Origin of the sequence: Desulfamplus magnetovallimortis, from assembly GCF_900170035.1 — a bacterium.
Taxonomy (GTDB): Bacteria; Desulfobacterota; Desulfobacteria; order Desulfobacterales; family Desulfobacteraceae; genus Desulfamplus; species Desulfamplus magnetovallimortis.
The window spans coordinates 93580-113869 of sequence record NZ_LT828556.1 but is presented as its reverse complement, the minus strand read 5'-3'; the positions used below and the strand labels follow the sequence as shown (position 1 = coordinate 113869).

Genomic DNA, 20290 nt, shown 5'->3' with positions numbered 1-20290 from the left:
AAAATATATGAAAGATGGCCAAAAATCCAGAAACAAGCTGTTCATCCCATTGAAGCAAGAGCCTTCAAGGCAAGTGCTGCAATGGTAAGGGTTGGATTAAAACATGTGCCGGTTACAAAAGACCCGCCTCCCATGATATAAAGATTTTCATGATCAAACGAACGAAGATTGGCATCAACAACACCTTCCCTGCTGTTTTTCCCCATTCTATAGGTTCCATAGGGGTGATTTCCATTAATGCCTGCTCCGGAAACGCTGATTAAAATATCCGGAGAGGCATTTTTTAGGCGTTTTTCAATATACTCTCTTACACCATATTCATAATCTCCAAGCTTAATATGGTTTACCGGAAGAGCAAGCCCAAAGGCATCAGTATCATCAGGATCAAGGGTGATGGTACTCTCCATTCTGGGAAGGATTTCAAATGGAGCAGTTATGATCATTTTACGCATGTACTCGTCAACCATACCTTTAAGAGTTGTTCCCCAATGCCCCTGGGCAACAAGTTTTTCAATGTAATAGTAAAGACCTCCATGGGTCCAGACATCATTCCAAACTTCAATCAGGAAGGATGACATAAATCTTCGGTGATTTCCATCACTGTACTCTGCACATACAGATGTAATAGGGCGTCCCCTGAATGGATACGTAAACTCGGGGAACTCAAGGTTCCAGACACATGCCCCTGTTGACATGAAATTCTTCCCAACAAGACCACTTGAATTGGCAAGCCCCTGGGGAAATCTGCTGTTTCCAGATAAGAGAAGCAAACGGGTATTTTCAACAGTATTGCCGGCAAGTATAAATTTTTCGGCCTTTACCTCTATTGGGGCACTTCCTTCAGGTAAAACAGTGACAGATTTTACATGATAAGTATTATCATCCATATTAAGCCTTGTCACCATGGCTCTTTTATACAGTGTGCATGATTCTCTTTCAATGGCATCTGTCAAGTGATTCTGATTAGGATTGTATCGGGCTTCAGAAGGGCAGAACGAAACACAGGAGTGTGCTCCAATGCATGGTCCTCTGCCCCTGTATTTTTCCGAGGCAACCGCACATGGAATGGGCATCAAAGGAAATTTTTTCCCAAAGTGACGCATAAATACCCCATCCAGAAAAGATTGCCTGAAGGCATCCATGGGGTAGTCAGATGATCTTTGCCAGTATGAAAATGGATCTGAGCCGGAAACACCAAGCTCATTTTCAGCAAGTGCATACCACGGCTCCAGATCATCATAGGTGATGGGCCAGTCGTCTCCAACACCGTACATTGAACGTAACCTGAAATCAGCTGGCCTGAATCGAAATGATGCACCGCTCCAGACGGCCCCTGCCCCCCCCATACCAAATTTCATGTTATATTTGAATTTATAGTCGCTGTCCTCGGTTTTGATTTCCGTACGCTCATAAGGGTCATCTTTTGAGACTGTTACCCATCTGTTGGTTCCCGGAACATTAATATGACGCTCACTCCAAAGATTTTTACGATCTGGAAAATAGTCGCCTCCTCGCTCGATTATACATACATTCTTGCCAATCCTGGTAAAATAGTCTGCGGCAAGACCTCCGGTAAGGCCGGCTCCGATGATTACAATGTCAAATTCAGGTTTCATTTGTCTTTTACCATCTTTTTGTTTCTTTCAACCATGATTTCAAGTTCAGCCATGGCTTCAAGGGCATATTTTCTGAAGGTACGGGTCGGAGGCATTTCATAAAACTCTATTCCTATTTTCAGGGGAAGATAATTACCGGGTTCAATGGCAAAATCAAAACAGCCCAAACCACCCAGTTCTGCACCATCTTTCAAATGACATGCAAGGCATGTTTTATTGATAATCTCTTCAATTTTCCGGTTTTCTGCCTCAAACTGGCTTTTCTCGGCATGAATGAATTTTTTGACCATTTTCCAGTCAAATACTTTTCTTCCGTCATGCTCCATCCCTCCATGACAATCCACGCAATTCATCTTGTTATCAACACCAGACAGAATATGCTTATGCACGGCAATAATCTCACGGGGTATCCTGTCATTCTCAAGCCCTGCAACATGACATTTCATACATGCATCGTTAAAAACAAAATTCCCTCTATCATTAAATTTTGAATTAAAATAGTCCCTTGTAATATTGTCAGTGGTTATTGTTTTATATATATCTTTAATACCATTTTTTACTTTATAAAAATAGCGGTCTGGAAACTTCTCCGGCACATGACACTCTGAGCAGTGAATCTCATTACCTTTTTTAATAAAATGCATAGAGTTCTGCCTTGCGGCATGAAATGGCTTCATGGCATGGCATGATATACAGAAATCAGAGCCAGAAGTCATTTCTCCCGCACCCACAGCAAACATGCAGAGGGATGCTATCATCAAAATTACATATATTGTTTTTTTTAAAATATTCATATTTCTCATATGTGAACTTGCAGACCTTATATATGACGGCTAACAAAAAGCCTTACAACTTGACACCTTTACAAAAACTGGAATATCATGGCTTTAATGCATCGTTGTGATCCCTCGCTATCATGAGGTTTTATCGGTAACTTACAAGGGTACCTGGTTTTTCATGATACTCCGGCCATGAGGGATCGGCCATAAACGGCAAAATACGCCTGTCAGGATATCCATATGCCGAAAAAGGAGAAAATGAGTGGCGTACAAGGTGCTTTAACAGAGAGTTCCTTGCAGAATCAAATGCATCAAGCTCTTTTTTGTATTATTCTTTGCATAATGGATATATTCAACAATGATATCTTCTCTCTTATTGCTGGAAAGAGATGCAAACCTTTGGTTATTATTGCTTTTATCTCCCCTGGTTGAGCTGAAAATTTTCAAAAAAGGAAAATCCGAAGAGATATTCTTTCTTTCACCATAATAATATGCAAAAAAAGTTTTTTGAATGGTTGCCCACTCACCTTTTCTGGCAAGAATTACATTGGCATCATCAAGTAGATGCTCATCTGAAAACAATGGATATACAGAGCTTGTAAATGCAATTTTATCTTTTACGTCAAGATCATCGGAGTAGATTGATGGTATTTTATAAAAAAGTCTTCCTGCATAGGATACCATTAAAAATGCAGAACTTGATGCAAATGCCAGCACAGAAATTGTTTTAAAAAAGTAACGCCTGTCCATATATCCCCTCTTCATGTCGGATAACATGATTCAAAAGAACTTCTGCAAAGGCTCTTCCGCCTTCACTGTTCAAATGATCTGTATTCAAAAAATAGTCATCCCTCTCCTTGAATAATTCTTCGAAATCATAAACTTTCAAATCATAATAATTCAAAACATCATCAGCAAAAAACCTCCTGTCTCCCTTAACTCTTATGAAATTTTTGCTGAGCGGATATTTAATACCGACAATCTCAATATCATGCATACGACAAAGAGCAATTATTTGATTTAATGAGGTTAGGAGAAGATCAGCCTGCTTCTTATATCTGAACTGAACATTTACCCTTGCAAGAGATCTTCTATCTTTCTCATTCTCCGGAACATCTTTCCATTTTCGGACATTTTTTCTATCAGTAAATAGTGATTCAAACCAAGAATCAAGAATATCCCTGCTTTTAGGGTTCAACAGAACACAATATCTTTTTAAGTTGCACTTGAAAAATTCAAATATATTTGAAAAATCCTGCCGTGATGCAAAAAACAAGGATCTGTCAAGGTTGTTTGATAGATTTCTGTATGGAGATAGCTGATGATCATCAACAGTAAGTATAATTTTTTTAACATGGGAGTGATTTATCAGATATTTGAGTTTCCTGAGCATATCAACATATGAATCACTTCCTGCGGAAAAGTTAAAAATTCCATCATTTTCCATTAAATCAGCAAGCGCCAGTCCATGGGAATCTGACAGAAGATAGGTACGATATGTCAAATCAACGTTTTCGTATGGTCTTAAATAGACCGCATATGTGATGGAGAAAAGAATCATGTTGATCAAAATCAAACAAAATCCAAACCACAGGATATTATAAATGAACTGTTTCATATCATTGTTATTGAATCTAAAATTGAAAATAGATAAATTCAATTGATTCAGAAAAGTTGCCATAAAAATATGTAATCAATATCAATACAATATAAGAAACCCACCTTCCTGTTCTGGGCAACACCCTCTCCATACCTGAAAGAGCGTGCTGGTGTTCTCTACCACACCATTCCACAATGATAAAGGCAATGATTAAAAAAATGGTGGTTTGCACCTCTTCATCACCACGAAACCCGGGAGCTGAAATCAGAGATAATGTAAAAATATTACGTATATAAATAAAAGCATCGCCAATGGTTTCTGCCCTGAAGAATACCCATGATATTACAATCAACAGAAAGGTTCGCAAAATCCTGAACAATTCACTGAAAGATGGCAAAACCCTTCCACTTGCTACAATGTCTAGATTATTTCTATTTTTGTCCAGCACAAGCAAGGGCAAAAAACTGATGGCATTGAAAAGCCCCCAGGCAATAAATGTCCAGTTTGCACCGTGCCAGAACCCACTTACTGTAAAGATCAAAAATAGATTTCTGATCTTTTTTAAAATTGTGCAGTGGCTTCCGCCAAGTGGAATGTAAAGATAATCCCTGAACCATGTTGACAAAGATATGTGCCAACGCCTCCAGAACTCTGCCATGTCCCTTGAAAAATATGGATATGCAAAATTTCTTTTCAGCTTAAATCCAAAAAGTGACGATGTTCCAATTGCAATATCTGAATAGCCTGAAAAATCTCCATAAATTTGGAATGTGAAAAAAAAAGCGCCCAGCAAGAGTGTACTTCCGGAATAGTCATGATAATTATTAAAAATAATATTGGCATAGCGGGCACAGTTATCAGCAATTACTATTTTTTTAAAAAGTCCCCACAAAATCTGACGCATTCCATTCACAGCGGCTGCATAGTCAAAAACTCTTTTTTTATAGAATTGAGGCAGAAGATTTGTGGCTCGCTCAATCGGTCCTGCAACAAGCTGGGGGAAAAAACTTACAAATGCACAAAATGCAATAAAATCTTTTGTTGGCTCAATTTTTTTTCTGTAAACATCTATGGAGTAACTTAAAGTTTGAAAAGTGTAAAAGCTTATACCAACAGGCAATATTATATTAAGAGTATTTTTTGACAGTGAAACACCAAAAAAAGCAAAAGCTGCTATAAAATTGTCAATAAAAAAATTGTAGTATTTAAAAAACCCTAAAAATCCAAGATTTACTATGATGCTTACCCAAAGTAAAAGCTTACGTCTTGCCCTGTTATTTGCCCTTGATAATCCCAGACCCACAGCATAGTCAACAACGGAGCTGAACATAATCAGGGTTAGAAAACGCCAGTCCCACCATCCATAAAAAAGATAGCTTGCAACAACAAGGAGAAGATTCTGGATTTTGAGATTGCGCTGGGTTACGAACCAGTAAAGAAAAAAAACAACAGGTAAAAATATGGCAAAATCAATTGAATTAAAAAGCATTCGGCAGGACCACCTTATTCATTGTCAACTGTCTTACGCAGCATTTTTTCCAACAGATTCACTTATTGCAGCTCTTGCGTAATGTGCGTCAAGAACAAAACGATAGACTTTATGAGTAAGGGAGAGTTTAAAGCATCTATTTATGATATTATATTTATTTATGATACTGCACTTGTTTATGATAGCCCCTTTATCAATGATATAGCATTTATCCATGAGATTTATAATGAATTTCAAAAAAAATGCCACAGGGTAACGCCTTGCATTTGCAAGCAACTCCTGTCTGTTTCCAAGAAGCCATTCAAGCTCAGGATGTTTTTTAATGAAAATGGTTGAAGCATATCCAACATTTTTTTGACGCTGACAAAATGACAACACATCAACTGGATGATAATGCCTGGCAACAGCTTCAGGATTATAGAAAAGCAGCATTCCAGACTTTTCAAGCCTGAATCCAAATTCTATATCCTCCCAGCCATATACATGGAAGTCTTCGTCAAAAAAATAGTCAAGTTGTTTCAGGGCTTCTGCCGGCACCAGAAGATTTGATGTGTAATAAAAATTAAATGGTAGGGACGAGTTCCCCTGAATCAGGGAGTACCCGAACTGATCACCGAATTCTCCTATATACTCCATGAAAGGGGTAACCCTGAAGCTACAGGGCCAGGTGGTATATCCTATAACACAGCTTTTATCAGGATTTTCAAGGGAGGCATGGAATTTCAGGTGGGATTCAAGAAAATCAGAATCAGGCACAATATCATCCCCTATAAAAAGCAGAAGAGGCATTACAGCATGTTGAATTGCAAGATTTCTTGCAGCAGCCTGTTTTTTGTTTTCCTGAAAAAAATACCTTATCCGGAGACTGGAACTCTTCTCAAAATCGGCCACCATAGAAAATGTATCGTCTTTTGAACCATCATCAACAACAATTACTTCAAAACAGCTATGCTCAAGGCTCTGGTTTTCAAGGGCTTTCAAGACTTTTTTAAGAAGTTTTGATCTGTTATACGTAGGAATGATTATGCTTACGGAATCTTTAAAGCATCGTTGCATGCATTTTTACCTTACTGAAAAACACAATTTACCGTGGAAATAGATACAAATTTCCATATTCGGGGGTGGCTGAATGCCGGCCATGACCGTTTAATTTAAATTCACAGGTGTCTGAACATCCTGCAAAATAAGAGATTTCATATCCAGATCACTGACTTTTCTTCTTCGCTGAACCCTGTGACGCTGGATAATGGTTCCTGGAAGATGGGTCAGGTTCCATAAAAGAGCACTGAAGAATCCTGTTGAAATACCAGCACGAAAAAGGCTTATATAAGTCCTGAAAAAGATGGGCATCACTTTCAGCAAAGTTGACATCTCATAATTTTTAAGAAGGCTTCTCAATGCATGTCTCAATCCAAGGCGATTTCTGAATCTCATGCTGCCGATTTTCATGGAAGTGCCACCAAATGCATGGTACACAGTTGAATCAGAAACATATTTAACACTATATCCCCTTAAATGAAACCGCCACCCCAGATCCACATCTTCATGGTACATAAAAAAAGATGGATCAAAGCCACCCACATCATAAAATGCTGAACGCCTTACAAGACAGGCTGCGGCTGTTGGAAAAAAAACATCTTTTACGATTCTTCCTACAGGAACATTACGAGCTTCTGCAAAAATATCATGATCATAACCATGCCCCAGAAAGTTCATCCCGCCTCCTGTGGCATTTATCAACTCAGGCCGATCCATAAAAAGAAGACGTGAACATGCTGAAGCACAATTTTCATCACTTTCCATGACATTTACAAGATTTAAAAGCCAGTCCGGCTCAACCCTTGTGTCTGTATTGATAAGGGCAAAGTATGACGCAGATTTAAAGAAGGAGCCCTTTCTATGCCGTAAACAATAAGGAAACACCTTCCTCACTGCACTGAAAACATCCCACCTGAGAGCATTCAGGAGAAAATTATTCGGATCATTTCTGAAACATTTACCTTGATGATCATCTTCACGCAGGAACTCTGCATACCGGATTCCTCTAAGATTGGCCCTGCCAAATCCTTCATTTACGGAATTTTCAATAATTATTACATCAGGATAATGAGTTTTTATCCAGTTTACGCTGTCATCTGTGGAGGCATTGTCAACCACAATTACATGAAATGAAGGATAGCAGGTTTTAAAAAGGGAACCAAGGCAATCCGGCAGATAGGGCATACCATTATAGTTTACAACAACAACGTCAATCAGAGGGATATTAACAGAAAGAGGCCCTGTAACGTCACCCTGGAAAAGTCCATCATATGTCATGATTCAAGCCTGTCCTTACTCAAGAGTCCAATCCTCCTTACGTGTGGTGAGATTGGGATTGTAAAAAGGATCAGAATCAAGTACTTCTCCCCACTTTTCCCTTATTTTCATTGTAGCTTCATCATCCCTGACATACCCTCTGCTAAAGGATTCATAGTGATAAAGCTGTGCAAAAGGGGTATATATGATCTGATAGCCTTTGCGGCGCAATCTCATGCACAGGTCAAGATCATTGTAGCTCACCTGAAAATCCTTTTCATCAAATCCCCCAATCTCCTCAAATAGAGAACGTCTTATCATCATGCATGCACCAGTGACTCCAGATACATTTCTGACAAAAAAAGGCCAGCCATAATAATATCGGGTATCTTCTCTTTGTACATGTTTAAACGCATGGCCTGCAAGTCCTGCAATACCAAGGACTATACCGGCATGTTGAATGGTATCATTGACATAATAAAGCAGTGCTCCAACAGCGCCTACCTCTTTTCTGCAGGTATGTTCTATCATGGCTTCAAGCCAGTTTTCGGAGATAACTTCAACATCTGAATTCAAAAACAGCAGAACTTCCCCCTCTGCATGTGACACTGCTCTGTTATTCAGGGCTGAATAGTTAAACGGGGTATCATCGTCAATTACCTTAACAAAGGGTATTTCCTTTAATCTATCAATAAGTTCATGGGTGCAAGGCTTTACGCTTCCGTTATTTATGCAGATTATCTCGTAATCAGGATAGATTGTTTTATCAAGAATACTTTTCACAGCAGTCTCAAGAAGCTCAGAGCAATCCCTGAAAGGGATAATAATGGAAACCATAGTTCCAGGCTTGACCGGAAAGCCAACATGAAAGGAGTTCTCTGTAAGACCACTTTTTATTGTGCTTCTGTTTCCCCTTCTTTCAAGGGCAGCTTCAACAGCTTTTATGGCAGAACTTTTCCAATAAAAAGCTCCACTTGACAAGTCACATAATTCACAATCCCTTCGATGGTAGAGCACCTCTGGAATATGAACAATTCTATCTGTTATTTCAGAAAGTCTCAGGGTTAAATCATATTCAAAAGCTTGAAAACAAAACCCTAAAGCCTGATGCAAGCCGGACAGGTCAGTGAAGACTCCTGTTTTTTTAAAAAGGGATTTCCGAAAAAAAGTTAATCCGCCAGGATAATAAGGAAAGCCCACTAAAAGATCAGGTGACCACTGTGGCTTGAACATAGGAGCAAACCTTAATCCTGTCTGGTTTATCCTGTCTTCATCACTGTACATGATATCTGCATCGGCATTATGAATAAGGTTTTTGGTGCATTTTTGCAGAGCATCAGAAGAGAGAGTATCAAAAGGATGAAGAAACATAAAAAATAGACTGCATGATCTCTCCAATGCAAGGTTCAGTTGGGTTGCAACGTCGCTATTGTCGTTACATTCCACAAAAATGACCTTATCACTTTGATAATGTTCATCAATTCTGTCAAAGATTTCCCTCATTTTTTGCTCTATCTCTTTGCCGGAAGAGCCGACAACAGGAACTAATATCTCCCAATTATTGATTGACTGGGCAAACACAGATGCAAATGACTCCTGAAGCATGGCAATTTTCAAAGTGCCCCCTTCTTTGGTCTTACTCTCTTCCTGCAGGGATAGAGCATCCTGCAATAAAATTTCTTTCTGCATGGATATAACCGGAATAATAATGGTGACTACTGCATCCATGCTGCCTGAAGCATCAGAAGAATCCGGCTCTTCATCATGGTTCTCGTTTTTTTTTATCCATTCATGATATGCATCAACAGCATTATGATTAAAATATGGAGAAGGTCGGGTCCATAACCCCACAGGAGAGCCTTCTGCACCGTTTTTCAATGAAAGTTTTGCATAAAAGGTACGGTCTTTGGAGTCAGCCACAGGTTCAAAGCAAAATGAGACAAAGGCATTATCAAGCAGCATTGGAGCCGCCACAGTTGAACTTCGCAAAGGGAGTGTACCATTTTTATCTGAACAAAGCTCATCTGAATAGAGTTCCAGCACAAGAAGACCTGGATTGATACACTCAAAGGAAGTCATAAAAAGTTGAACAGAGGCAAGGTCATCTATATCAACATTGAGAACAAATAAAACATCCCTTCCTGAATGAAGAGGCTCAGCATAAGTCATGCCGTGGGCAAATCTCTCCCGATGAATATCCAGTTCAGTCAGATTTTCCTGGAGCTCATTAACTGAAAAGAGCATTACAACAGGGTATTTCCCCTCATCTGAAAGCATCTTTCTACAAGCTTTAGTCTTTTTGGCACAATTGTCGATTTCTCCTGAAGAGCGGGCTTGTTCATTATAAGAGCGTAAATGTTTGTTTTTCAAAAACAAGGACCTGGACATGCTGCGAAAACCCATTGCCAATTTAATGTAGGCAGATGCCATCCTGTGGCTCTTTGCTTTGGAAAATGTCGCAAGCTGCTCCTGCATCTCGTCCACAAGTTTTTTGAGATGGGCATTTTCTTCCCCAAGAGTTGTGGCAAGTGCCTTTCCTTTATTTACAACATCCGATAGAGAAGCCGCCAGTTTGACATATCTTGACAGTGTCATGGACTGATGCTTTATTCTCTCATTCAGGGAACGAAAATATTTTTTCTCAACAGTTTTATCAAAGGTTTTATCAGTGGTTTGATCAATAGTTTTATCAGCAGAACTGTGAACAAAGACCTCTTGATGACACAAAGCAGGTGCTTTTAAAGGAAAGTATTGCTGAATTTGATCAATATAAAGTTGTTCAGGTGATATCCCGCACTCAGGGTCATGAACCCAGAAACCCTCAACATAGGATATCTTTTCCCCAAGGGTAATACTTCTGGCATAATCAAGGCAGAGGCACTGTGTTTTGTAATCCAGCATTTCAAGCTGACTGGCATAGCACTCAATGGCATGCTCCTTGATTTCCATGACAGATGAGATATCCACAAGAGCATTTACCTCACCCTGACGGTTGATTTCGTAAAACCACAGTTTATAGTAAAAATCAGTGTGTTCCCTGCATGATAAGTTGAAGGATTTATAATCCATAAATTGGAGGATTTTATGGGTAGTTGCCCTGTGATCCGGATGAATCTCCTGAAATGAAGGTAAAAAGACAACTGATGGATTCAGCTCATCAAAAATCGTTTCCAGCATGGAGTGTGGCAATTGTTCATATGTAAGTTCCCTGTCCCGTAAGCCCAGATAGAATATCCTGGAAATACCAAGCACCTCTGCTGCCCGTCTGGTCTCCAGTTTTCTGATATCAGGGTTACCCCCCATATCACCATTGGTCATGAAAACCACATGAACAGCTATCCCTTTACCGGTTGCAAGGGCAATCATGCCCCCCATTCCCAGGGTTTCATCATCAGGATGTGGGGCAAAAACAAGATAAGGGCCTTCCGGCATATTTGACAGGTTATAGGGAATCAGTTCATCTTCAGTGATCATTCCGTTTTTTTTCAAAATTACACCTTAATTAAAAAAGCTGTTCATCAGTTCAAAGCCATTGCTTTCAATTGGTCGTGCAATTGACGAACCTCAAAAGAAACAGAAGAATCATCAAGTCTCCCATAATTAATTGCCGTTTTCACGCTATCTTCAAAGGAGCTAAGCTTTTCCTTGTCAATTTTAAGCGCTTTGCTCAAAAATTCCAGACTCTCTGAAGGATTTTCACAAAAGGCGTCATAATCAAAGAAAAACACATCTTCTCCATGCCGGGTGACAAGATATCCATATACAGATAGCCAGTATCGCAGCCAGTATGAAATATTTTCAGTCTCTTCCCTGTTTTCCGGAAGAGTACCAGAAGAGAAGCAAAATGGCTTCATATTCAAACCAAACTCATGGTGACCAAGCCAGTTCATGTACTGCAAGGCAAATTTGTCCTTTGCATGAAGTTCTACAAAATGGCTGTGCTGCCGAAGCAAAGACGCTGCATGATCAAGTGGGTTTCTGAAAGGCACCACAATCAGACCAGCCGGAAATGCTTTTTTAAGCATTTTGATTCTCAGAAGATTATTGTTGTTTTTTGCAAGATAACGGAAAGAAGATGGTTTATCTAACAGTTGCCAACTTTTTATAATATTATGAACAAATTTTCGATATTTTACTATACACTCGGAATCTTCATTATGGATACCAAGAGAATCTGCTGATATATATCCATCGCTTGACACAGTTTTCCAGAAAACCTCTTCAAATGCCTCGGGGCTGTCGTAATTGACCAGAAGACGGTCTTTATGTGCCCTTTCTTTTAAATCACCTTTTACTGCATGACCCTTTGAGATCTTTCTCCATAGAAAAGGAGCTGTAACAAAAGGCATATCCCGATAGGTCAATGTGGCAAAATCTCCTGTTGAATATAGAGCCTCAAGAAGAATAGTAGTGCCGGAACGTGCAAGGCCGGTCACAAAAACAGGAGAGTCACCTGAAGATACAACAACAGGAAAGTCACTTGAAGATGCAACAGCGGGAAAGTCACTTGAAGATGCAACAGCGGGAAAGTCGCTTGAAGATGCAACAGCGGGAAAGTCGCTTGAAGATGCAACAGCGGGAAAGTCGCTTGAAGATGCAACAGCGGGAGAGTCACTTGAAGATGCAACAGCAGGAGAGTCACTTGAAGATGCAACAGCAGGAGAGTCACTTGAAGATGCAACAGCGGGAAAGTCGCTTGAAGATGCAAAAACAGAAGAGCCATTAGAGGCAGCATGGCAATCAAACGATGTTGAAGGTTCAGCTTTGTCTTTAAATCCTGAAACAAGACAGTCAATGTCAAATGCCACTTCCCTTATGGCACTGCTGTTCAAGGCTATATAATGGAACCATTTTGAAAAAAAAGAGTAGCTTTCTCCCTTTTTTGCAAAATTTTCAGAAGACAAGCCAAGTCTGCCGGATGAAGTATTATTCTCCTGTGCTGGCTGATTTTTCCTCCTGTATGACAAACGTCCTCTTGCAACTGCATAAATTATCCCGAAAGCAAAGGCATATATCTGTGTTGACCAAAGAGCTATACTCTTTATTGCAATGGAAAGTTCTCCATTAACAAAAGGAAATAATGAGTGCCCATTAATAAACGTAAAGATCAAGGTATAGACAACTGCAAATGAAAACAGAATCAGAATCAGAAAAAGCATCAGAAAAAGGCTGGATGTAAAAATACTCCCTGCATATCTTGGCAACACCTTCTCTTTCCAGTGATCTGAAATTTTTGAAGATGAAAGTACATGCATCACCTTTGATGTATCATAAGCGAGGCGCCTGAGTTGCTTCATGAAGGGTAAAACAAAAAAAGTTCTACACAGACAATTACACCTGGTGCAATGGTCAGAAGATGGATAAAAAAAGAGTCATTATCAGAAATCAGGGTACTCATCCATGTGTTCCTTTTTAACTGTTGTTTTTATCAACGTCGATAGGCTTTAAGGCAGGTGAGAAGATTCAAGGTTCCCTTTTAACTGTTTTTTTGATCAGCCTTTTGATCGGATTCAGCATTTCTGAATTTTTTAATAAACCTTTTAATCGGATACCAGAATAGGGCAAAAATCGCCAGAAAGATTGAAAAAATTACACCGAGAACAGCCCCCAATGCCCCAAGCCCAAGCCCTGGCCCCACATAGGCATAAGCATTGGCAACTGTAATTACAACAAGAGTAAACATAGAAAAAGCTGAACAGATTAAAATTGAAACTATTTTGTGTTGCATTTTTCCCATCCTTTAACATCCCATTCAGTAAAAAAGTCAAGTGGCAGGAATCTGGCTTCAGAAACAGGCAATTGTTCATTATTGCTGCTGTATGCATTAACAAATTCAAATGTCACTTCACCTTTGTGATTCACTTCAAACACCCTCCCCTGCTCGGTTGACGTAATTATATATCCTCCATCAGGCAGACGCTGGTGCTTTCCCCTGATCCATGTATAAAAACCGTACTTCTCTCCATCCACAACTTTTTTTGATTCAAAAGTCACGGGGTTCAAATCAACAATACTTGAGAAACCTCTATGCATGTTGTTATTAAATATTGATATTGTTCCCTGATCGTTAAAGTCAGGATCATGCTGACGCCTTGTAAGGCCCTGACGCCACCATTTAATCCTGTATGTGTCAGGATCAAGAACAAAAATAAGGTTTGGAGAGCGAAGGCTGACAAGAAGGTCTCCTGCATTAAACTGGGGATAATACTCCTTCAATTTTTCAGGAAGCGGTTCAATATCATTGATATGCCACATATCTCCCGGGAGATCAAAAAGCCATGTTGATTTCTCATGTGTATCTGCCTGCATAATACCCAGTATATCCACATCAGGATTTGCTTCATATACCTGATAGAGGTTAAACTGTCTCAGGACATTGCCTGTATCAGACTCAATCTGCACAAGATGCTGGCCATAGGGGTTATCTGAATTCTCCTTTCCCCATGACCATAGAGTACCCTGATCGTCAAGGGATATTGAGTGGTGATAGCCACCTTTGATTCTCCAGATAACATTACCGCATGGATCGTATTTTGTCATGGATGTTCCAGCGTCATACGCTGTGATAATAGAGGCGTCCCTGTCAATTTCAAATCCATGTGGATAAACATTGCTGTCCGGCTGGTGACTCCATTCAACACCTTCCTGGGTTGTATGCCATATATGTTTTACCTCTCCATCCGGGCCAAAAAGAATGGCTCCATGCAGCCCAGCCTTAAAATCAAAAACACCATAAAGAACCCTGTATCCAGGTTGTGCATCTGGGGAAAAATATACAAGGGGTTTTTTACGCTTATCACTGAGGCCAATCCCTGTCAGTTCATGGTAATGGCGGGATTTAAACAGCTTGGTATTATGAACAATCTGCCTTGTGGGCTTGAAATCAAAATCATTCATAAGCTTTTCAACCACAGTTGTTGATTCTGCGGAATCACCGGTTATAAAATTTTCAACAGCCGAAATTACAGGATATGGCCATATTCTGGCTGAATAAACATATACTCCCAGAGTAAAAGCTGCACAAAAAACAAGCCATGAAAAGCTCAAAATTATTACTATATTGCGAATATTCATTTTTAATATAAAGTGTGACTCCAAAGGCCATCTTTTCCGGTAATTTGGTTACTCAAAAACGACATCTTGTTGATTTTTTTGGCATTTATTGCATTTGTCTGAATCAGGATAACCAGGATTTTCAGGATACTCAAGATTTGTATCCTGTAAATCCTGGTTTTCCTGGACATCCTGATTCAGACAGCATTGACAAGGCTCATAAGGTCATAGGTATAAGTATTCCAGATAATTAAATTGAAAATGGCAAAGTCTAACTACCTGTTATCTGAATATATTTTTTGACCCAAAAATAAAATACTTTTCTGGAAAGCTATATATCATTTTTGAGCGGTTATCAAACAGGCATGGTTATCAAACAGGTACGGTTATCAAACAGGTACGGTTATCAAACAGGTACGATTATCAAACAGGTACGGTTATCAAACAGGCATGGTTATCAGACAGAAATAGGTCTGTAAATACCCCACACCTCAAGGGGTCTGAGCATTTTTTTTCCAACACAACTCTCATCACATTCAATGAGAAAATCAAGGTATTTTCGGGCATCTTCAGAAGCAGGTTCAAGGCTTTTGCCGATCACCTCATGAAGACACACAAACCTCATAAATGCACCATGCAGGTACTCATAATCAGGAGTAAATCTTGATTTCAAAAGAGATAGTATCTCCTCTTGCCTTACTCCTTCCATACCCTCTTCCTCTTCATCAGGCTTAACCTTGTGACCTGAAATAAACTCGTCAGGACACACAGCAAGAAGAGAATTAACAAATTTCTCGTTTTCTTCCCATAAAAGACGTCTGTTTTCTCCAACAACTTCAACAAGATGAAAAAAGCCCTGGCTTGTCAATCCAGATGCAATCTGATCATACAGAATCTCAAGGTTGATAACATGATGCAGCACAGCATGGGCGTAAATCATATCATATGAGGATTTTTCTATTGTCAGAAAATTCAGGTCTCCGCTTTTAAATACAATATTTAAATTTTCTTCAACTGCAACCTTACGTGCTTTTTCAAACAATGCCTCATTAATATCCACACATGTTATCTCATATTCCTTAGAAAACTGCCTTGCAAGCATCAACTCCTGACCGCAGTAACCGCTTCCAAGGCTCAATATCCTTATAGGTCTTTCTTGAGGAACAATCTTTTCAAGATATCCTGTAACATCTGCATACTCTCCTGCATTTTGCTGAATATGGCTTCCAACCCTTTGCCAGTAATACTCCCATGCAGAATGGGCATGTCTGCCACCTTCTGTTAAACGTTCTGTCACCTCGATTTCTGAATAATGGGCTTTTTCCTCCTCAATGAGCCTCTCATACTCATACCCTTTTGTGTAGTCCATTTCTACGGGCTCCCTGTACTCACTACCTATGGATGAAACAGTAGGTGATGAGGCACGGGGGGACAGCACGGAGGCCAAAGAAAGAGAAGTGGATGCAACAGTAGGTGATGAGGCACCGGAAGGGGTGATTGGCGAGTAATCAGAAGAGCTTTCTGGTGAGACTCCGGAAGGGGTGATTTGCGAAGAAGCGGATGGATTGGTTGAAGCCTCATGAATATTGTCATAAAGATTGGCATAATGCTTTCCGATTTTCATCCAGTCCATCTGCTGGACAAAAAGACGACCTGCTTCACCTGTCTTAAATCTTTTTTCAGAATTTTGAATAAGTTCAACCAGAGCATCCACAAAAAGAGTCATATCAGGTTCAATAATAATCTCTTTGCCTGGAGTCACGCAAATTCCTTCAGCACCTTTAGGTGTTGCCACAACAGGCAGACCTGCTGCAAAGTATTCAAGAATTTTCATGCGTGTTCCACCGCCATCCTGAAGGGGTACCACAGCTATATCTGCTGCAAGTAAATAAGGAGCCACATGCTCCACAACACCTGTATAGATCAAATCAGGATGATTGCTCTTGTCAGGAGGGTATTTGCCAACAGCAAGGCATTTAGGTGCATACCCTCTTCGGTTAAGTTCAGGCAAAATCTGACTTCCAATTAATTGTGCTGCTTCACTGTTGGGGCCATAGCAGAAAATTCCATGAAAAATCAGAACAACATCATCCTGAAAAATTCCAAAACGATTTCTTATACTATCTCTGGAAAGCCCGCTTTTCCATGAAGCCTTGTTAAAATTTTCAATATCAACACCATGTGGAATCATGGTGATTTTATCCTTTGATACACCTGCTTTTACAAGGTCATGGGTATCATTGTGGGAGACAGTCACAACATGATCAACCATGTTACAGAGCCTTACCTCATATGCTTTAATCCACTCCTTCACAGCATCAGAGGTGCGGTGATTGTCGAAAATTCTCTGAAATTCAACATTATGTTCCACAATAGAGCGTTTGCCGCCAAAAATTTTATGTGCCCATGAACAGGCATCCATGAAAAACGGAAATTCAGCCTGATAAACTTCAATACTCTTCTGCAAGGCCACATAGAGTACCCTGAGTTTAAAATTATCATCAAACAGAGGAAAAAACAGAAATGCTTCGTCATCCGGAATACCAACGGCTTTAATCTTTTTTCTCATCATCTCTTCAGTGGGATAAAAAAGTGTCCTGAAAAGCCTGGGGTAAAGCTCCTCGTGGAACTCTCCATTACTGAAAACATAAAATTTTTCCCTGTCAAGGGTAACAAGATAAACTTCATCATACTCAAAAGATAGTGCCCTTGCGGTATGGTATATTTTTGCAGCAGCTCCATGCTCAACAGGAAAGAGATCTTCCCTTGTTATAATTGCAAGGTTTTTCTTTCCACGCCTTGATATCAAAGGCATAAGCATGCGTTTAACCAACGCTCTATATAAAAGCCTGCTGCCTCTGGAAATTTTATCAAGTATCTGACTTGATGTCAGGCTTTCCTGTGCAGATAAGAGATTTTCGGTTCCAGGCGAGTTACTTTCAGATTGGGAGGGAGTATTTTCAGATACGGGTAAAGAGCTTTCAATTGTCGATGAGGAATTTTCACATACGGACAAGGAGCTTTCAAATTCATGTGGAACAGTTGCAGATCTGGGTGTATCTTGTTCTGATGCAGCATCTTTTTTTGATACAATTTCTTTTTCCAGGACAACTTCAAGGTTGCCGCAGGTAAAATCATTTTCTGGACCATATTTGAGAGTCAACTGCCTTTGAACTTCAGGGTCAATCTCCATACCATCAGCCTTTTCAAAGGCAACAACCTTAAAATCCGAATTATTAAATAGCTTTGCATAATCAGAATACATGTAACGATTGATATGATCATTATCGTATATCTGGTAAATAAAATCATCTACTGCATCTTGATCCCATTTTTTCCTCAGTTTAATTGACATCTCTTCCCTGTCCATAAGAAGATGCTCATAGTTTTCCAGAATAGGCAAAGTACTTTCAAGCTCGGAAAAACGATAATAGACACCCTCCCTTTCAAACCAGAGATGATGCCCGACACCACATGACCATATAGGCCCGTAGTAGCTGTAAATAATACCTCCAGGCTTTAAAAGCCGGTGCATCTCCCTGAGTGCCTGATCAAGCTCTCTGACATGCTCAAAAGCAGCAATGGCAATTATGAGATCAAAAGATTCATCCTCAAGGGGAACAGAACGGATATCTCCCCAGGAAAGAATAATATTGTCGGCAACCTTTACAGTTTTATGCTCCTTATCATGCCAGTACCAGTTATTGACCCCAAGGCCAAGGCTCATTCCCTTTTCACTCAGTTTTCTCATTACAACTGCATCATCTGCCCCGATTTCCAGAACGGTTTTCCCGCTTACATCTGCATATTCAAGAAAACGGTCTATGGCACGCTGCTGATAGTCAAAGGGTTCCTGTTCGTTTTTCAAAAGATCAGGTAAAGGCTGTACAGGCAATGAATCAGAAAGTTGGAACAGGTTCAGTTTCAAGTTTTTCCCTGCTGCCTTGAACAAACATGTTTCAATGAAACCCCCACCTTCTTTTCCTTCCACTGAAAAGTCACTTTCGGTCATGGAATCGGTCATTGAACCTGGAAATAGACCATTTAGCATACTGTTTTTTTCACTTTTAACAGGATTTCTGCAAAAATTGACAAGGGGCTTTACTGTTTCAAAAATATTAAATTTTTCCTGAACAAGGGCAATGGCATTTTTCCTCTTCAGCAAGATATCTTCTTGACCTGAAAGAATCCTTTTCAGAACTTCCTCAAAAGCAGAAGGGTCACTGCTGTCCAGAACCCAGCCTGCGTCATATTTACGTACAAGATCAGACACTTCAAGAAAGTCATTGCATATAACAGGAAGGCCGCACCGCAAGTACTCTATAAGCCTGAATGAAAAGCTAAGTTCCCGCTCACAGTTTCTTGAACCAAGTTCAATTCCAACATCAGCCTCAAGAAAGACTTTCTCCATCTCTTCATAAGGAAGAAGATCAAGCTGTATTAATACATCATCATATTCATTGCCGTTAAAAAGGCGTATTTTTTCAGAATCTGCATTGGCGGCAAGGGGATAATTTCCTGTAATAAGCTTAAGCTCTCCATTTTTATCCCTGTTCAAGATATCAAGCATCTGGGATATCCACTCCTGTGGAGATCTCCAGGGCCACACCACCCCTCCATAAATAAATTTTATTATGTCAGGCTTGCTGATATGTCTGTTTATTGTGTCATCAGAAGCACTTATATGTCTATTATCCGGTCTGACAGGCAGATCAGGCAGAGTTGATATGGGCACAATATCAATGGGAAAATGGCTGCCTTGAACTCCGCTCAAAAACAACCATGCTGTATGAAATGCTTTTTGACGCCAGGTGCAGCACATAAAATAGTCACCCCTGCCAAGGGCATTGAGATAATCCACAGGGTCAAAACTCATGCCGCCGTTTTCCTGAAATGAAGCTTCCAGCATCCATGGAGCAAGAAGATCCATGACAATGGGAACATTAACATTCAACGGAATAAGGTGTATATATGCCCAATATCCAACAATCAGAACATCAGGGTTGTGTGTTTCAATAATCCCATGCAAACTGTTTTTGTCGGAAAATGGTGCAAGGGTAACCTCCACTCTCGGGGTATGGGGGTGTACCGTATCCAGCGGAGTGGAATAGATCACATCAAAATTGTTATCTGCAAGAGCCACTGCAAGGCTCCATGCTCTTACGCCATTACCGGATACTGTATAACCCGGCACAGGATAGAGTCCATGGGTTATAATCATCACTCTGGATTTTTCATGTTCCGACATTTAATACCTCAACATTAGATACTCAAAAATTAGATGCCCAAAATCGACATCTTATTTCTTTCTCATAAGTTATTGCATTTGTCTGAATCAGGATAACCAGGATGGATAAGATGTTCAGGATAAATATCCTGCCTTATCCTGTTAATCAAGTGTATCCTTATTCAGACAGATAATCAGGAAGAAATGAGGCATGCTTCATTTCCCAGTTTA

12 protein-coding genes are annotated in these 20290 nt (G+C 39.9%); all 12 read right to left on the bottom strand.

Annotation, left to right across the window (positions count from 1 at the left end):
- Positions 1-41: 41 nt before the first annotated feature.
- The 12 genes from MTBBW1_RS21895 to MTBBW1_RS21840 all read right to left on the bottom strand — a co-directional run bounded on the left by MTBBW1_RS21895 (position 42) and on the right by MTBBW1_RS21840 (position 20080).
- Positions 42-1616, bottom strand: a complete 1575-nt coding sequence (locus MTBBW1_RS21895; RefSeq protein WP_080807201.1) for a GMC oxidoreductase — start codon at positions 1614-1616, stop codon at positions 42-44.
- Positions 1613-2410, bottom strand: a complete 798-nt coding sequence (locus MTBBW1_RS21890; protein ID WP_186441634.1) for a cytochrome c3 family protein — start codon at positions 2408-2410, stop codon at positions 1613-1615. Before MTBBW1_RS21890 ends, MTBBW1_RS21895 begins: the two co-directional genes overlap by 4 nt.
- Before the next feature lie 264 nt (positions 2411-2674).
- Complete coding sequence (locus MTBBW1_RS21885) at positions 2675-3145, bottom strand: hypothetical protein (protein WP_080807196.1); 471 nt, start codon at positions 3143-3145, stop codon at positions 2675-2677.
- A complete protein-coding gene (locus tag MTBBW1_RS21880; RefSeq protein WP_139786862.1) occupies positions 3123-3971 on the bottom strand; it encodes a hypothetical protein in 849 nt (282 codons plus the stop codon). The genes MTBBW1_RS21885 and MTBBW1_RS21880 overlap by 23 nt, the downstream gene beginning before the upstream one ends.
- Positions 3972-4029: 58 nt before the next feature.
- Positions 4030-5484, bottom strand: coding sequence for an MBOAT family O-acyltransferase (locus MTBBW1_RS21875; protein ID WP_080807191.1), 1455 nt, complete (start codon positions 5482-5484; stop codon positions 4030-4032).
- Between the two features lie 33 nt (positions 5485-5517).
- On the bottom strand, positions 5518-6540 hold the full coding sequence (locus MTBBW1_RS21870; protein ID WP_080807188.1) for a glycosyltransferase family 2 protein: 1023 nt from the start codon (positions 6538-6540) through the stop codon (positions 5518-5520).
- Positions 6541-6630: 90 nt separating this feature from the next.
- Positions 6631-7800, bottom strand: a complete 1170-nt coding sequence (locus MTBBW1_RS21865) for a glycosyltransferase family 2 protein (protein WP_080807186.1) — start codon at positions 7798-7800, stop codon at positions 6631-6633.
- Positions 7801-7815: 15 nt separating this feature from the next.
- The gene (locus MTBBW1_RS21860) at positions 7816-11268 is read right to left on the bottom strand and encodes a glycosyltransferase (protein WP_080807182.1); all 3453 of its coding nucleotides are present in this window, start codon (positions 11266-11268) and stop codon (positions 7816-7818) included.
- A gap of 29 nt (positions 11269-11297) precedes the next feature.
- Positions 11298-13034 (bottom strand): sulfotransferase, encoded by a 1737-nt coding sequence (locus MTBBW1_RS21855; RefSeq protein WP_186441633.1) that lies wholly within the window; start codon positions 13032-13034, stop codon positions 11298-11300.
- Between the two features lie 221 nt (positions 13035-13255).
- Positions 13256-13507, bottom strand: a complete 252-nt coding sequence (locus tag MTBBW1_RS21850; protein WP_080807176.1) for a hypothetical protein — start codon at positions 13505-13507, stop codon at positions 13256-13258.
- Positions 13492-14877, bottom strand: coding sequence for an arylsulfotransferase family protein (locus MTBBW1_RS21845; protein WP_139786861.1), 1386 nt, complete (start codon positions 14875-14877; stop codon positions 13492-13494). Before MTBBW1_RS21845 ends, MTBBW1_RS21850 begins: the two co-directional genes overlap by 16 nt.
- A gap of 412 nt (positions 14878-15289) precedes the next feature.
- Complete coding sequence (locus MTBBW1_RS21840; RefSeq protein ID WP_080807165.1) at positions 15290-20080, bottom strand: methyltransferase domain-containing protein; 4791 nt, start codon at positions 20078-20080, stop codon at positions 15290-15292.
- Positions 20081-20290 lie beyond the last annotated feature (210 nt).

What these genes read in the sequence shown, in the direction of transcription:
- MTBBW1_RS21895 (WP_080807201.1), bottom strand. Translation starts at nt 1,616, where the DNA reads ATGAAACCTGAATTTGACATTGTAATCATCGGAGCCGGCCTTACCGGA.
- MTBBW1_RS21890 (WP_186441634.1), bottom strand. Translation starts at nt 2,410, where the DNA reads ATGAATATTTTAAAAAAAACAATATATGTAATTTTGATGATAGCATCC.
- MTBBW1_RS21885 (WP_080807196.1), bottom strand. Translation starts at nt 3,145, where the DNA reads ATGGACAGGCGTTACTTTTTTAAAACAATTTCTGTGCTGGCATTTGCA.
- MTBBW1_RS21875 (WP_080807191.1), bottom strand. Translation starts at nt 5,484, where the DNA reads ATGCTTTTTAATTCAATTGATTTTGCCATATTTTTACCTGTTGTTTTT.
- MTBBW1_RS21870 (WP_080807188.1), bottom strand. Translation starts at nt 6,540, where the DNA reads ATGCAACGATGCTTTAAAGATTCCGTAAGCATAATCATTCCTACGTAT.
- MTBBW1_RS21865 (WP_080807186.1), bottom strand. Translation starts at nt 7,800, where the DNA reads ATGACATATGATGGACTTTTCCAGGGTGACGTTACAGGGCCTCTTTCT.
- MTBBW1_RS21855 (WP_186441633.1), bottom strand. Translation starts at nt 13,034, where the DNA reads ATGCATGTACTTTCATCTTCAAAAATTTCAGATCACTGGAAAGAGAAG.
- MTBBW1_RS21850 (WP_080807176.1), bottom strand. Translation starts at nt 13,507, where the DNA reads ATGCAACACAAAATAGTTTCAATTTTAATCTGTTCAGCTTTTTCTATG.
- MTBBW1_RS21840 (WP_080807165.1), bottom strand. Translation starts at nt 20,080, where the DNA reads ATGTCGGAACATGAAAAATCCAGAGTGATGATTATAACCCATGGACTC.